This is a genomic window from Neorhizobium sp. P12A, from assembly GCF_008365395.1.
Lineage (GTDB): Bacteria > Pseudomonadota > Alphaproteobacteria > Rhizobiales > Rhizobiaceae > Rhizobium.
The window spans coordinates 86,876-101,078 of record NZ_QOVX01000003.1 but is presented as its reverse complement, the minus strand read 5'-3'; the positions used below and the strand labels follow the sequence as shown (position 1 = coordinate 101,078).

Here is a 14,203-nt window from a genome sequence, read left to right as displayed (position 1 = left end):
TGCCCGATCCCGACGACATGCCGTTCAACTGGATGCAGGGCCTCCCATGAAGCGTCTTTGCCGCGTGACCATGCTGTTCGTCCTGCTCGCCGGCTGTGCATCGGCGACAACGGGGCCGGCGGGCGGCCCTGCTCCAATCCATGGGACTGTCATCTCGAAGTTTCGCGTCGGGTCCGACCAGACGATCTTCGGTTCGCTGGAATTTCTGGGCGGGCTGTCGCTCAGTTCGAGCAACCCGCTTTACGGTGCCGTCTCGGCGATCCGCTTCAGGCCGGACCAGCGTCATTTCATTTCCGTGCTGGATACCGGACATTGGCTGACCGGCGCGATCGAGCGCGATGCGGATGGCAAGCTGGCCGGGATTTCCGATGCCGCCATCACGCCGATGCAGGATCGCTTTGGCCAGACCCATGAGGGCAAGGGTGCCATGGACGCCGAAGGCGTGGCACTGCGCGATCATACCGTGCTTGTCAGCTTCGAAGAGTACCACCGCGTCGACGTCTATCCCGACCCGGGTTTCGAAACCTCACCGCCGACGAAGACATTGCCGATCTGGATTCCGAAAAATCAGCTTCGCGGCAATCAGAGCCTTGAGGCAGTCATGATCGCTCCACCGTCCAGCCCGCTCGCCGGATCCGCTGTCATCGTCACGGAACGAAGCCTGGACAAGGATGGCAACATGCTCGCTGCGATCCTGGACGGGCCGCAGGCAGGACGATTTGCCGTGCGGCACTACGACGATTTCGACGTCAGCGACGGCGTGTTCCTGCCTGACGGCGATCTATTGCTGCTCGAGCGTCGCTTCGATCTTGCCCACGGTATCGGCGTGCGCATCCTCCGCATCGCTGGCGGCGATATCAAGCCGGGCGTGCTGGTGGATGGAAAGATCATCTTCGAGGCCGATGGGAGCGACCAGATCGATAATCTGGAGGGGCTGGACGCCTTCCGCGCAGAGGACGGCACCATTCATCTCATCATAGTGTCGGACGACAACCACTCGATCCTGCAACGCAATCTGATGCTGGAATTCCGGCTGCGGGATGGATCGCCGGCAGCCAAGCCCGCGACGACCGCGAGCCTCAGCGTTCAACATTAGATTATGTTGGCAATATACGGGCAACGTGCCCGCAAAGTCGGAGAGCTACGTGTCATTTCCGGAAGAAAAGATATGGGACGAGATCAACAACGGCTGGTCACGCATGTCTTTCAAACAGCGCTTTCTTTGGGAGACGATGAAGCGTCTCCCCGAGGAATGGCAATTGCGGGGCTATGGGAAATGTTGGGTCGTGGCCATCATCGGCTCGACCGTCATCTATTATAACCAGTACGAGCACGGCTTTAATTTATCTCTTTGGGTCAAATACGGACACATCGAGCAATATCAGTCTCTGCAATATGGGCTTGAAGAAGCCGTCGAGCGCATGCTCAAGGTGATAGAAACTGGATATGATATCGGGCCGTGGGGCGGGCCTCCGATCCCCGGAAAGTATCCGGGATCATAACTTCAAACGCTCTTTTACTGCGTCAACCATGGCGAACAGAGACTTGCCGTAAGAGAGACGCAGGGCGACGTTGTGCAGTTGAGCCAAGCGGGCCGCAGCAGAGCGCTGGCGGCCCTTGGCTCGATCAGGCAGCCGGAACAGCCTGCATCGGCTTGAGCCGGTTCATCAGCGCGCCGTAGGGGATCAGCATGACGAAGCCGACGATCGTCTTGACGGCGAAGTCGCCGAGCGCCCAGGAGATCCAGCGCGGAGCTTCCGTCGAGAACATGCCGAGGAGTGGCGCCTGTTCCAGCGCGAAGGGGACGTTCGGGCCGAAGAAGACGAAGAAGGGTGCGAAGGCGAAGGAGAAGAACATGACAGTGTCCAGCGCCGTGCCGACCAGCGAGCCGACGAGCGGTGCGTGCCACCAGGCCTGACGGCGCAGGCGGTTGAACAGCGAGATATCGAGCAGCTGGCCGGCAAGATAGGCCGAGCCTGAAGCAATCGCGATACGCGGGTCAGATGTCACGAAGGAAAGGCCAACGCCGACGACGAAGCCGCAGAAAACCACCTTGCGGGCGGCCTTGGGGCCGAACTGGCGATTGGTGAGGTCGGTAACGAGGAAGGCGACCGGATAGGAGAAGGCGCCCCAGGTCAAGAGGTCGGAGAGGTTGACGCCCGATATCGTGATATCCAGCGGAAACTGGACCAGAAAATTGGAGGCGACGACGACGACCGTCATCAGGAAAACGTAGATAAGGGTATGGCGTAGGGTCAGCATTTTTTTATCCTGGGTGATGCCACCAGTTGGACGGAACGCGCCGCCTTCGAGCAATTCCAGCAAAGTGTGTAACGCTTTTGCGTTCGGAATTGCGACAATCGAAAGGATTGGCCGAAAGGATTGGCGCGCGGCTAAATTCAGGCAAAGCAAAAGGCCTGTCCGGAAGTTATCCGTGCAAGCCTTCGATGCCTCAGACGATGAAATGCAGGCGCTTAGGCAGCGACGGCAGCTTCAGCAGACTTCTTGACGATCTGGCGACGCAGCAGGCGAGCACGCATGGACAGCTCGTTTTCGCTTGCCTTGATCAGGAAAGCGTCGAGGCCACCGCGGTGCTCGACAGAGCGCAGGGCGTGCGCGGAAACGCGCAGACGATAACGCTGGCCGAGAACGTCAGAAATCAGCGTGACCTGGCAGAGGTTCGGAAGGAACCGACGCTTGGTCTTGTTGTTGGCGTGGCTGACATTATTGCCCACCAGGACGGCCTTGCCGGTCAATTCGCACATGCGGGACATGGGTACACCTATGTTCGTTTTTCTAAGCCACTGGATAGCCGTTCCGGGCAACACCCGGTTTGCAATCCAACAGGCCATGATTGGAAAGTTGCGGTTCTATAGTCAGAGGAGCCGCCCACGTCAAGCCAAACCTTGGCCAAACCTTGGACTTTCCCGCAATTCCGTCAAAAAGCTTGTGTTTCCTGCTTCTCGCAGCAAGCGTATAAAGCCCCTATATATGATGGCTGCCACCTCATAAAGGCTCGCCCATGTCTCGTTATCAAAAATGGATTCTGATTTCCGCTCTGGCAACCTTCGGGCCGACCCTTGGCCATGCGGAGGATTTGCATCATGAGACGCGGTATCGTGTGGCGCTCGCCGGATTTCCGATCGCGAGGGCAGATTTCCGCACCGAGGTGAAGGACAAGCATTTCACCATCCGTGGCGACATCGATTCCGCCGGTCTTGCCGATCTCGTCACGACCATCGAGGCGAAGGCGGATGTCTCCGGCACCGTCGGGCCGCAGAGACTGCAGGCCGCGCACTACACGCTCTACTACAAGAGCGGCCGCAAGCAGCATACCTATGACGTCGTCTACCAGGACGGCAACGTGACCTCGACCACCACGACGCCCGAACCAAAACGGCCGAAGAACTGGATACCGATCACGGAAGGAGACCTGCGGTCCGTCCTCGATCCGATCTCCGGGCTGATTTTTCCCGTGGGAACCAATATCTGCTCGCAAAATCTTCCGATCTATGACGGCGAGACACGAATGGATCTGAAGCTGTTTCCCAAGGGATCGCATCCCTTCTCGACGGATGGTTTCAGCGGCATAACCGTTTCCTGCGGCGTGCATTTCACGCCGAGATCGGGCTACAAGCAGAGCCGCGACGATTTCCAGTATCTGAGCAAGAGCGAAGGCATGGAGATCTGGTTTGCCAAGGCGGAAGCCATGAATGTCTACGCTCCGGTTTATGTCCGTGTCCCCACGAAGTATGGAACGGTGACGATAACCGCCGTGAAATATGGCAACGACTGAGGCTGAAAGTCTTCTTGGTCATTCCGTTTCCGGCCTGAGGGCAGGAACAGCATGAATCTTCGTGCGACGTTAATCGGATTTTCCGCCATTCTCATGTGGTCGTTCCTGGCGCTCTTTACCGCGGCCTCCGGGAGAATCCAGCCGTTTCAGCTTTCTGCGATCTGCTTTGCGATCGGCAGCCTGCCGGGCATCCTTGTGCTCGCGCTGAAACCTGAACGGCTGAAGCTTCTGCGGCAGCCCGTCAAGGTCTGGATATCAGGCATTCTCGGTCTTTTCGGCTATCATTTCCTCTATTTCACGGCGCTCAGAAATGCGCCGGCGGTCGAAGCCGGGCTCATCGCCTATCTCTGGCCGCTGCTGATCGTCGTCGGTTCGGCACTTCTGCCCGGCGAGCGGCTGCGCTGGTATCACGTGGCCGGGGCGGTCTTGGGTCTTGCCGGCACGGTTCTTATCGTCGGTCGCAACGGCTTTCATTTCGAGGGCGCCTATGGGCTCGGCTACGGAGCGGCCTTGCTCTGTGCTTTCACGTGGTCGGGCTATTCCCTGCTCACCCGGCGCTTCGATGCCGTCTCGACCGATGTCGTCACCGGTTTCTGTCTCGCGACATCTGTTCTTTCGCTTGCCTGCCATGTCGGGCTCGAGGCGACGATCTGGCCGGAAACGCCGTTCCAGTGGATCGCCATCGCCGGCCTCGGCCTGTTTCCGGTCGGTGCCGCATTCTATGCCTGGGACTACGGCGTCAAGAACGGAGACATCCAGATATTGGGTGCTGCGAGCTATGCCGCCCCGCTTCTGTCGACGATGATCCTGATGCTGTTCGGCTTTGCCGAGTCGAGCTGGGGGATCGCGATCGCCTGCCTGCTGGTGACCGGCGGGGCGGTCCTTGCCGCGCATCGCATGATCCTTCGCCGCTCGCCGGCCGAAGAGGCCGCTGCCGTAGCGGAGTGACTATTTAGTCGGCTACAGGCTTCCAGTCGGGCGCGGCCATTTCGAAGCTCGAGAACTGGAAGCCGGGCGATACGGTGCAGCCGACCAGCGTGAAATCGCCGAGCGTTTCCGCCGATTGCCACCAGTCGGCCGGGACAATCGCCTGTGGTCTCTCGCCGTTCAACAGGTTCGTTCCGAGCACGATCGTGTCGCTGGTTTCCCCGTCTGCGGAACGATGGAGCGCCAGGGGGGCGCCCGCATAATAGTGCCAGGCCTCGGCCGCATCGCGGACGCGGTGCCAATGCGACCGCTCGCCCTTCTGAAGCATGTAGTAGATCGCGGTCGAATGGCCGCGGTCGCCGCCATTCTCGTCCCGGAAAGTCTCGACATACCATCCGCCCTCGGGATGCGGCTGCATTGCGAGGGCCTGGATGATATCATCAGGCGTCAGATCAGGTTGAGGCATTGTGTCTTCCTGGGTGTCTTTCCGGTCCCGCTTCCTGCGATCGAGGCTTTGCGCTTAGAAATTGTCCTTGCGCTTGCGGATCTCGGCAAAGACTTCCTCGTTGCTGCGGCTTTCCATCAGCAGGTTGCGACGGATCGAGGGATCGGCGGCGCGCAGGAAGGGGTTGGTTTCCTTTTCAAGCGCAAGCGTCGTCGGAATGGTGAATTTTCCTTCCGCCCTCAGTACCTCGATATCGGCGGCGCGCGATTTCAGGCGCTCGTTGTCCGGATCGATGGTGACGGCGAAACGGGCGTTGGAAAGCGTATATTCGTGGCCGAAATAGATGGCGGTTTCATCCGGGAGGACTGCCAGCTTCTGCAGCGAATGCCACATGTCCGTGGCCGGACGTTCGAAGAGCCGGCCGCAACCCAGCGCAAAGAGCGTATCGGCGGAAAACAGCAGCTTGTCGTCTTCGAAATGGTAGCAGACATGGCCGGCAGTATGGCCGGGCGTTTCGATGACATTGACCGTGTGGCCGCCGAATTCAAAACTGTCGCCGTCGCCAACCGCGCGGTCGAGGCCGGGAATGGCCACGGCTTCGTTGACCGGCCCGATGATCACGCAGCCGAACTGCTCCTTCAATGCCAGATTGCCTTCGACATGATCGGTGTGATGATGGGTGGTCAGGATATGCGTGATGTCCCAGCCACGACGCGTCGCAGCCGCGAGTATGGGCGCTGCCTCAGGTGCGTCAATGCAGGCGGTGAGGCTCGTCTCCGGATCGTGCACCAGTACGCCGTAATTATCGGAGCGGCAGATAAAAACTTCTATTTCCAAAGGTTTCATGACTGAAATCATCCCATATCCCTAGTCGCTTCGGGCAAATGTAGAGGCTTCGGCCTTGAAGTCCAACTGCCTCCTGATAACATTTACCGCAATGCACGCCGATATCGTCGATCTCCGCCAGTTCTACCATTCCGAGCTCGGTCGCTTGGCCGAGCACTCTATCGTCATGGCTCTTTCGTCGATCTGGGCGCGGCTTCCGGAAGAGCGATTGGTAGGCCTTGGCTATTCCGTTCCCTATCTCGACCGCTTTCGCGTCGATACCGAGCGCACCTTCGCCTTCATGCCGGCCGGGCAGGGGGCGGTGAACTGGCCGATGGGGTCAGCCTCTTCGACGGCACTGATCTTCGACGAGGAACTGCCGCTGCCTGATTCTTCGATCGACCGTGTGCTGATGGTTCACTCGCTGGAATTCGCAGAAAGCCCACGCGAGACGCTGAAGGAGTTGTGGCGAGTGCTGGCACCGGGCGGGCGGCTTGTCATCGTGGTGCCGAACCGCCGCGGCGTCTGGGCACGGATGGAGCACACGCCTTTCGGCTCCGGCCGGCCCTATTCGCGCGGCCAGCTGACCCATCTGCTGCGCGAGACCAATTTCACCCCCGGCGCGACAGCTGAAGCGCTGTTCTTCCCGCCGTCCAAGCTGCGCGCCGTGCTAAGCCTTCGGCGCGCATTCGAGCGGGTAGGGCGCACGCTGTGGCCAGCCTTTTCAGGTGTTATTATTGTCGAGGCACAGAAACGGCTTTATCAGGGACTGCCGGTCGCGGTGCGCGCATCCCGACGCGTCTTCGTTCCGGTTCTTGCGCCGCGTGGCGTGCCGACGACGCGGTTGTGAAAGACCCCTCCCCAACCCCTCCCCACAAGGGGTAGGGGTTTGTCGGCCGCGCTGCCGAGGCCTTTGATAGAGCCGAGGCCGTGCCGCGAACCTTCTCCCCCTTTGCGGGGAGATGGCCGGCAGGCCAGAAGGGGTCTTTTGTATATGCAATTACCTCCAGCTAAATCCGCAAACCCTCGACAAAAGCGCGCTTCACCGCTATTGCGACAGAACTATTTCATCCCAAGGTCGATCCCATGAGCACTGACATGACCAAGCCTGTTCCGCGTTCCGGCATTCTCGATATCGCCGCCTATGTGCCGGGCAAGGAGCATGCGCCGGGCGTCGCTAGGGTGTTCAAGCTGTCCTCCAACGAAACACCGCTCGGCGCCAGCCCGAAGGCCATCGCAGCGGCGCGCGCTGCGGCCGATCATCTGGAGCGCTATCCGGACGGACAGGCGAAGGAATTGCGGCAGGCGATCGCCGACGTGCACGGTCTCAACCCAGCCAATATCATGTGCGGCAACGGCTCGGACGAACTGCTCGCCCTCTTGTGCCACGTCTATCTCGGAACCGGTGACGAAGCCATCGTCACCGAACACGGCTTTGCCATCTACAAGATTCAGGCCATGGGTGCCGGCGCGACGCCTGTAACCGTCAAGGAGAAGGATTGCACCGTCGATGTCGATGCGATCCTTGCCGCCGTTACCAAGAAGACCAAGATGGTCTTCATTGCCAATCCGGGCAATCCGACTGGCACCTATGTTCCGGTGAGCGAAATTCGCCGCCTCCAGGCAAGCCTGCCCAAGAACGTCATCCTGGTGCTCGACGCAGCCTATGCGGAATATGTGCGCCGGAACGACTATGAGGCGGGTATCGAACTGGTGTCCTCGAACGCCAATGTCGTGATGACCCGTACCTTCTCGAAGATCTATGGCCTTGCGGCCTTGCGTATCGGATGGATGTTCGCGCCGGCTGATATCATCGATGCGCTCAACCGCGTACGCGCTCCGTTCAACATGAATGCCGTGGCGATTGCGGCCGGTGCTGCCGCTATGCGCGACCAGGCTTTCACCGAGACGGCGGTAACCTACAATCTTCTCTGGATCGACAAGGTGACGAGCGCGCTTGAAGCGATCGGGCTCAAGGTGACCCCGTCGGTCGCGAATTTCGTCCTCGTCCATTTCCCGGATGCCGAGGGCAAGCGGGCGCCTGAAGCCGACGATTTCCTGACGAGCCGCGGTTATATCGTGCGCGCGGTGCGGGGCTACGGTTTCCCGAATGCATTGCGGATGAGCATCGGCACGGAAGAGGCCAATCGCGGCCTCATCGAGACGCTCGGCGAATTTATGGGACGGACGGCATGAGTGAGATCCAGTTCGACCGCATCTGCCTGATCGGCATCGGACTGATCGGCTCCTCGATCGCGCATGATCTGCGAAGGCTCGGCCTGACCGGGGAAATCATCGTCGCGGATCATGGCGCCGCAGCACTCAAGCGAGCGGAGGAACTCGGGCTCGGCGATCGCTATTTGGCATCTGCCGCCGACGCGGTCAGGGATGCCGATCTGGTCATCGTCTGCGTGCCCGTGGGCGCTTCCGAAAGCGTGGCGAAGGAAATCGCCGGCAGCCTGAAGCCGGGCGCTATTGTTACCGATGTCGGGTCCACCAAGGCGTCGGTCATTGCGCAGATGCAGCCGCATATGCCTGACAACGTCAATTTCATTCCCGGCCATCCGCTGGCGGGCACTGAAAAATCGGGACCGGATGCCGGTTTTCCGGGCCTCTTCGAGGGCCGCTGGTGCATCTTCACGCCCCTTCCCGGCACTAACGAGGATGCGCTTAGGAAACTTCGCCGTTTCTGGGAAACGCTCGGGTCCAAGGTCGATGAAATGGATGCGGAGCACCATGACAAGGTGCTGGCGATCGTCTCCCATCTGCCGCACCTCATCGCCTATAATATCGTCGGTACGGCCGACGATCTGGAAACGGTGACGGAATCGGAAGTCATCAAATATTCCGCCTCCGGTTTCCGCGACTTCACGCGTCTGGCCGCTTCCGACCCGACCATGTGGCGCGACGTCTGCCTGCACAATCGCGATGCCATCCTGGAAATGCTGGCGCGCTTTTCTGAAGATCTCGCATATCTGCAGCGCGCGATCCGTTGGGGCGAGGGCGACAAGATCTTCGACCTCTTCACCCGAACCCGCGCCATCCGCCGCTCGATCGTGCAGGCCGGTCAGGACGTGGACGCTCCGGACTTTGGTCGTCCTCACGGGCTGGAGAAGAAGTAGGATTCCAAGCCGCCACTAGGTTTGGCGGCAGGCGAATGAGGGGGCACGGTATAACAGTCAGGTTTACTAACCGATCCGTACCTCAAATCGGCGGGATCTGCCCGAGCGGAATGAAGCCGCTCAAGAAGACGTTGCCATGATCGGCCGTCAGGTCGACGGAGACCTTGTCGCCGCCGGCTGCGAGTGCCTTGAGGATCTTCGATGCTGAATCGATGATGTGCTTGGCGGCGGGGATGGTTTGCTTGAGGCTGTCGCGCCAGGGGCCGATCTGTTCGATCTCCAGCTTGAACTGGCCGGAGACCAGCCCCTGGTCGTCGATCGAGAACGGGCCGGACAGTGTCATGACGCGGCCATCGCCGATATCGGCAACGACGCGATGCAGAGTGCCCGATGCGCCCAGCAGGCCGCCCTTGTCGCTGCCGTCGAGAAGACCGGCCTTGTCGGCGAGCGTAATGTCGGCGCTGGCTGACAGCGTCGGCAGGGGCTGCGGAAAATCCTTGATGACGGTGTTGGATTTTTCGACGCCGACCGTTGCCTCGAGATTCGGGCCGTTCTGGCGGACATGAATTTCGGTGTGATCGGCTGACACATCGAAGTTCTGGCCGGTGAAGGATGAAGCGATACCGGCCTTCAGGCCCTCTATCACGGTCCGGCCTTCCTCGATGCCGTTGCCCTTGGTGATGAGGGTGGACTGCAGATCCTTCCACTCGGCCGACACGCTCAGGCCCTGTGCGGTGCGGATTTCGGCGGGCGAATTCAGATTCCAGCTGATGTTGCCCGGTGCGTAGACATGTGCCGATGCGTTGAGGTCATCGAAGGAGCCCGACACGCCGTTCACATGGTCGTCGATATCCACCTTGGAGCAGGAGAGGCCGATACGGAAGGGAAAGCCTTGCAGGGAAAGGTCGCTGCATTGCCCGGTAATGCCGGCCGCGTTCTTGTCTCCGAGCGCGCGCATCACATTGGTCTTCAGCGCGGCCGCCGCATAATACCAGCCGCCGGTATAGAGGGCCGCGATGATCACGATCAGCGCGATCCCGAACAGCCACATCCTTTTGCCCGTGCTGGATGTGCCGGTCTGGCTTGACGCTGCCATGATGTTCTCCAATGGTGAGTCGGTAGATTTCTTTTGATTTGGCTTTGGATATGGACGAATTTTGGGTGTTTGGCTACGGATCACTGATGTGGAATCCGGGATTTGACTTTGTGGAAAAATCCGAGGCCCTGATTTTCGGATATCGCCGCGCCCTCTGTGTCCACTCCTGGGTACATCGCGGCACGGAGGCGAGCCCCGGTCTCGTGCTCGGCCTCGATCGTGGCGGCTCCTGCCGGGGCATGGCCTTCCACGTGGCGCCGAAAAGCAAGGCCGCGGTGCTGGACTACCTGCGCGAGCGCGAACTTGTCACCAAGGTCTATCTTGAGCGCATGCTGCCGATCCGCCTGACCGGTGGGCGGCGCGTGACAGCCGTCGTCTATGTCGTCGACCGGAGCCACCGGCAATATGCTGGCGCGCTCGGTGCCGTCGATGCAGCGCGCATCGTCAATTTCGCCAAGGGGCAATCAGGCCCGAACGACGCCTATGTTTTCAATACGCTGGAGCATTTGCGGCAGATGGGCATCCGAGACCAATGGCTCGAAGATGTGGGCGACGAAATCGTGCGGATGCGCGAAGCCTCGTAGTCCGGAGCCTATACCGCCTTGGCAGCGATTTTCTGAGCATCGAGTTCGGCCAGGCGCTTGGTTGCCGTCGGCGGCACGGGGAGTTTCGGATTGTTGGCGATGGTTTCGACGAGAAGCTCGTCGCTTGCCTTCTCGGTTTCCTCGATCAGCTTTGCAAAGAAAGTGTCGGGATCCATGCCCGGCTGGAGCGGCGGCAGGATACGCACCTTGAGATGGCCGGGATAGCGCTGAAACGTCCGGCGCGGCCAGAAGAGGCCGGGATGCATGGCGACAGGCACGACCGGGATATTCAGATCGCGGTACATACGGGCGATGCCATATTTATAAATCGGCTCGGCGCCCGGCGGCCGGCGGGTGCCCTCCGGATAGATGATGAGTTGCCGGCCGTTTTTGAGCTCCTCCTGGGTGCGTTTCATCACCTCCACCATCACCTTGCCGCGGGCGCCGCGGTCGACCGGGATCATCCGCTGCTTCTTGGCATACCAGCCGAAAAGCGGGATCCACATCAGCTCGCGCTTGAGGATATAGGCGGGATCGTCAAGGTAGGGCAGGAGCGCAAAGGTGTCCCAGAAGGACTGATGCTTCGGGGCGAAGATGTAGCTGCCCTTGGGAAGGTTCTCCAGTCCCTCGATCTCGAAGGTCGTGCCGACGATGACCTTCATCAACCAGACGCTGGATGCCGCCCATGCTTTCGGGATAGCGTAGGCGGCTTTTCGCGGCATGAAGAAATAGATCGGGGAAAGCACGATCATGCGAATGATCAGATTGGCGTAGAAGGCGGTATTGAATAGGATCGAACGCACGGTATTCATGGAAGCTTCCCTGGCGCGCCGGACGCCCGGGCGCTTCACCGAGTGCCTACACGAAATCCGTGTCAATAAAAAGCGGACGCTTGTCGGAAGGGCATGAAAGTCAGATGTGGCTCTTGCCCGTTGCCTCGTCCGGCTCCTCCGATCGCAGGCCGACAGGACGCCCAAAGCCCGTCAGGTTTCTGGCCCCGGCGAGCAGCACCTTCGCATATTCGGAGAGGATGGTGCGCAGCGCATTCGGATCGGTGAACCATGCCTTCGTCTTGAGGTCGGAATTGACCACGGGATAGGGAATGAAATCGGTGGCCGGGTCGACATATTTCAGCTCGGCGATGCTGCGGGGCATATGATAGTTGTTGGTGACGACAAGCACGTGCTTGTAGCCATTGCTGTGAATCCAGCGCACCGCCTCGCGAGCATTGCCGATCGTGTCCAGGGCATCGTAGCCGATATCGACGCAGCAGGAGAAGAGGTTGGCAGGGCTTTGTGTCAGCCTGCGGATCTGCGTGCGGGTCGTGGTCGGATGGACGCCCGATATCAGCAGCCGGTTACCGGCCCCCTGGCGCAGCAATTCCACCGCCTGGTCGATACGCTGGTAGCCGCCGGTCAGGACCACGATCGCATCCGCCTTGGGATCGAGAGGCGGCTTCAATGTGGTGATCGAGTCGGCGAAATGCAGGAAGCCGCCAAAGAGTATGGCCATGAGGAGGATCGAGCCGAAGCCGCCCCAGCGAAGGATCCTGCGGAAGAGGCTGCGACGCGGCGAGCCGCCATTTTGGGATTGCTCCCGCAATGTCGGCGGCAGAGAAGTATTATGCGTCATCTGGCCCATGGTCATGAATCATCAGTAGCCGCAGATTGCGGCAAGGAACAGGCTGTTTGATGGCAAAACGCCATGGGTAAGACCGTCAGTTCGGGACACTGTCGGATCTTGCAGGATCAGACCTTATCAGGTCGATCTCGTAAATGGTTCGCATGACAGTAAACCGCGCCGTGACCGTCGTCAAAAGCGCGATGACGATCATCGTCACGAAGATGCCGACATAGCCGAGCGCGCCTACCGAAAAGGTGCCGAACAGGGCGGTCGCCTGGTCGGTTTGCGGCGTGGCGATAGTATGGCTCTGGACGATGCCGGCGCCGGCGAAGAACAGGGCGGCAAGCGCCGATCCCACGGCCGATCCCTTGAGGCTGATCTTCAGGAAATGCTTCTGGAATTCCGTGGCGACGAAAGAGCTTTCAGCGCCGACGAAATGCAAGACCTCGACGATATGGCGATTGCCTGACAGCGTACCGCGGGTGGCGAAGACCACCGTCAGAACCATCGCCGTGAAGACGAGGAGAAGGACGCCCGTGCCGATCATAACCGTCGTATGCGCCATGGAAACCAAGCGATCGACCCAGGTGCGATGGTCGTCCAGCGATGCCTGCGGAATGGAATCCTTGAGCAGCGCGCGCATCGCCTCGAAATCCGGCGGATGGGTCTCGTCGATGGTGATGATGACGAGGCGCGGCACCGGCAGTTCCTTCAGGTCCAGACCCGCCCCGAGCCACGGTTCGAGCAGACGTGCCGTCGCCGCCTCGTCGACGATCTGGCCGGTCTTGGTGCCGACGAAGCCGAGCGCGATGTCGCGCGCCTGCGTCAGGGCCTTCTCCATGTCGAGATTGTCGTCGGGCTTGATCTGGATGGTGATCTCGCGGGAAATCTGGCTTTCCCAGCTTGCCGCCGTCGAACGTACCATGCTGACGGCGCCGAGCGTCAGGCAGGCGAGAAACGCCATGATGGCGATTACCACCATCAGCGCATTGCCCTGGATGTTGGAGGGCGGAACGATAGGAGCGGTCGGGCGCACGCGCATTTCCGGCCGCTTCTTCTCGGGCGTACCACCTGCGGGTCGCCCGCTTCTTGCCGAGGCCGGATCAGTCATAGATATCCAGATGCCCCCCTGACAAAATCATGCGCCTGGCCTCGACCTGATCCATCAAGGTCAGATCGTGGGTGGCGATGACGACTGCGGTGCCCAGGCGGTTCAGCTCAAGAAAAAGATTGAGCAGCCGGCGGGCCATTGGAGGGTCGACATTCCCCGTCGGTTCATCGGCGAGCAGAATCTCCGGCCGGTCGATGAGTGCGCGGGCAATCGCCGCCCTCTGCTTCTCGCCGCCCGACAGCACCGGCGGCAAGACATTGATGCGCTCGCCGAGGCCGACCCATTTCAGGAGTTCCAGCACGTCAGTGCGATAGGAGCTTTCCTCCTTGCCCCGGACGCGCAGCGGGAGGGCGACATTCTCATAGGTCGTCAGATGTTCGAGAAGACGGAAATCCTGAAAGACGATGCCGACACGGCGGCGGAGCAGAGGCAGCTCGTTGCGCGGGATCGAGGCGATGTCGCGGCCGAACATGCGGATGAGCCCGCGCGTCGGCTGCAGCGACATGAAAAGCAGGCGCAGCAACGTCGTCTTGCCAGCGCCCGAGGGGCCGGTCAGGAACTGGAAGGATTTCTTCGGAATGTCGAAGGTCAGGTCCCGGAGGATTTCCGGGCCCATGCCGTAGCGCAAACCGACATTTTCGAAATGGATCAACGGGCCGTCCAGTCTGTGCGCG

Annotated in this window: 17 protein-coding genes; 8 read left to right on the top strand and 9 right to left on the bottom strand. The window is 60.4% G+C overall.

Annotated elements, in window-relative coordinates; genetic code table 11:
- Positions 1–46: 46 nt before the first annotated feature.
- Positions 47–1,096, top strand: coding sequence for an esterase-like activity of phytase family protein (locus DTW90_RS12240; RefSeq protein WP_149338625.1), 1,050 nt, complete (start codon positions 47–49; stop codon positions 1,094–1,096).
- Positions 1,097–1,145: 49 nt separating this feature from the next.
- Positions 1,146–1,502, top strand: coding sequence for a hypothetical protein (locus DTW90_RS12235; RefSeq protein WP_149338623.1), 357 nt, complete (start codon positions 1,146–1,148; stop codon positions 1,500–1,502).
- Positions 1,503–1,626: 124 nt separating this feature from the next.
- Here the strand turns inward: DTW90_RS12235 and DTW90_RS12230 are convergent, their stop codons facing one another.
- Together DTW90_RS12230 and rpmB are read right to left on the bottom strand one after the other, a co-directional pair.
- Positions 1,627–2,262: a VUT family protein gene (locus DTW90_RS12230; protein ID WP_132521815.1), complete on the bottom strand. Its 636-nt coding sequence runs from the start codon at positions 2,260–2,262 to the stop codon at positions 1,627–1,629.
- 212 nt (positions 2,263–2,474) lie between these two features.
- Positions 2,475–2,774, bottom strand: a complete 300-nt coding sequence (gene rpmB / locus DTW90_RS12225; protein WP_132521813.1) for a 50S ribosomal protein L28 — start codon at positions 2,772–2,774, stop codon at positions 2,475–2,477.
- 248 nt (positions 2,775–3,022) lie between these two features.
- Here rpmB and DTW90_RS12220 point away from each other — a divergent pair, with 248 nt between their 5' ends.
- Together DTW90_RS12220 and DTW90_RS12215 are read left to right on the top strand one after the other, a co-directional pair.
- Positions 3,023–3,796, top strand: a complete 774-nt coding sequence (locus DTW90_RS12220; RefSeq protein WP_149338621.1) for a DUF3108 domain-containing protein — start codon at positions 3,023–3,025, stop codon at positions 3,794–3,796.
- 51 nt (positions 3,797–3,847) lie between these two features.
- Positions 3,848–4,744, top strand: coding sequence for an EamA family transporter (locus DTW90_RS12215; protein WP_132521809.1), 897 nt, complete (start codon positions 3,848–3,850; stop codon positions 4,742–4,744).
- A gap of 4 nt (positions 4,745–4,748) precedes the next feature.
- Here the strand turns inward: DTW90_RS12215 and DTW90_RS12210 are convergent, their stop codons facing one another.
- Together DTW90_RS12210 and gloB are read right to left on the bottom strand one after the other, a co-directional pair.
- Positions 4,749–5,174 carry a cupin domain-containing protein gene (locus tag DTW90_RS12210; protein WP_149339114.1) on the bottom strand — a complete coding sequence of 142 codons (426 nt, stop codon included), beginning with the start codon at positions 5,172–5,174 and terminating at the stop codon, positions 4,749–4,751.
- A gap of 69 nt (positions 5,175–5,243) precedes the next feature.
- Entirely contained in the window at positions 5,244–6,014 is a 771-nt protein-coding gene (gene gloB / locus DTW90_RS12205; RefSeq protein WP_149338620.1) for a hydroxyacylglutathione hydrolase, read from the bottom strand.
- A gap of 55 nt (positions 6,015–6,069) precedes the next feature.
- On the opposite strand from gloB, the gene DTW90_RS12200 reads away from it, so the two are divergent.
- The 3 genes from DTW90_RS12200 to DTW90_RS12190 all read left to right on the top strand — a co-directional run bounded on the left by DTW90_RS12200 (position 6,070) and on the right by DTW90_RS12190 (position 9,115).
- The gene (locus DTW90_RS12200) at positions 6,070–6,843 is read left to right on the top strand and encodes a class I SAM-dependent methyltransferase (RefSeq protein ID WP_149338618.1); all 774 of its coding nucleotides are present in this window, start codon (positions 6,070–6,072) and stop codon (positions 6,841–6,843) included.
- Positions 6,844–7,079: 236 nt separating this feature from the next.
- A complete protein-coding gene (hisC, locus tag DTW90_RS12195) occupies positions 7,080–8,189 on the top strand; it encodes a histidinol-phosphate transaminase (protein WP_149338616.1) in 1,110 nt (369 codons plus the stop codon).
- Positions 8,186–9,115 carry a prephenate/arogenate dehydrogenase family protein gene (locus tag DTW90_RS12190; protein ID WP_149338615.1) on the top strand — a complete coding sequence of 310 codons (930 nt, stop codon included), beginning with the start codon at positions 8,186–8,188 and terminating at the stop codon, positions 9,113–9,115. The genes hisC and DTW90_RS12190 overlap by 4 nt, the downstream gene beginning before the upstream one ends.
- Before the next feature lie 82 nt (positions 9,116–9,197).
- Here the strand turns inward: DTW90_RS12190 and DTW90_RS12185 are convergent, their stop codons facing one another.
- Positions 9,198–10,211 (bottom strand): DUF2125 domain-containing protein, encoded by a 1,014-nt coding sequence (locus DTW90_RS12185; RefSeq protein WP_132521799.1) that lies wholly within the window; start codon positions 10,209–10,211, stop codon positions 9,198–9,200.
- 50 nt (positions 10,212–10,261) lie between these two features.
- Here DTW90_RS12185 and DTW90_RS12180 point away from each other — a divergent pair, with 50 nt between their 5' ends.
- The gene (locus DTW90_RS12180) at positions 10,262–10,795 is read left to right on the top strand and encodes a gamma-glutamylcyclotransferase (protein ID WP_149338613.1); all 534 of its coding nucleotides are present in this window, start codon (positions 10,262–10,264) and stop codon (positions 10,793–10,795) included.
- Positions 10,796–10,803: 8 nt separating this feature from the next.
- Here the strand turns inward: DTW90_RS12180 and DTW90_RS12175 are convergent, their stop codons facing one another.
- The 4 genes from DTW90_RS12175 to ftsE all read right to left on the bottom strand — a co-directional run bounded on the left by DTW90_RS12175 (position 10,804) and on the right by ftsE (position 14,181).
- A complete protein-coding gene (locus tag DTW90_RS12175) occupies positions 10,804–11,607 on the bottom strand; it encodes a 1-acyl-sn-glycerol-3-phosphate acyltransferase (protein WP_132521795.1) in 804 nt (267 codons plus the stop codon).
- Between the two features lie 100 nt (positions 11,608–11,707).
- Positions 11,708–12,307: a YdcF family protein gene (locus DTW90_RS12170; RefSeq protein WP_246664947.1), complete on the bottom strand. Its 600-nt coding sequence runs from the start codon at positions 12,305–12,307 to the stop codon at positions 11,708–11,710.
- 205 nt (positions 12,308–12,512) lie between these two features.
- The gene (locus DTW90_RS12165; protein ID WP_246664946.1) at positions 12,513–13,460 is read right to left on the bottom strand and encodes an ABC transporter permease; all 948 of its coding nucleotides are present in this window, start codon (positions 13,458–13,460) and stop codon (positions 12,513–12,515) included.
- Between the two features lie 61 nt (positions 13,461–13,521).
- Positions 13,522–14,181, bottom strand: a complete 660-nt coding sequence (gene ftsE, locus DTW90_RS12160; RefSeq protein ID WP_132521793.1) for a cell division ATP-binding protein FtsE — start codon at positions 14,179–14,181, stop codon at positions 13,522–13,524.
- Positions 14,182–14,203: the final 22 nt, after the last annotated feature.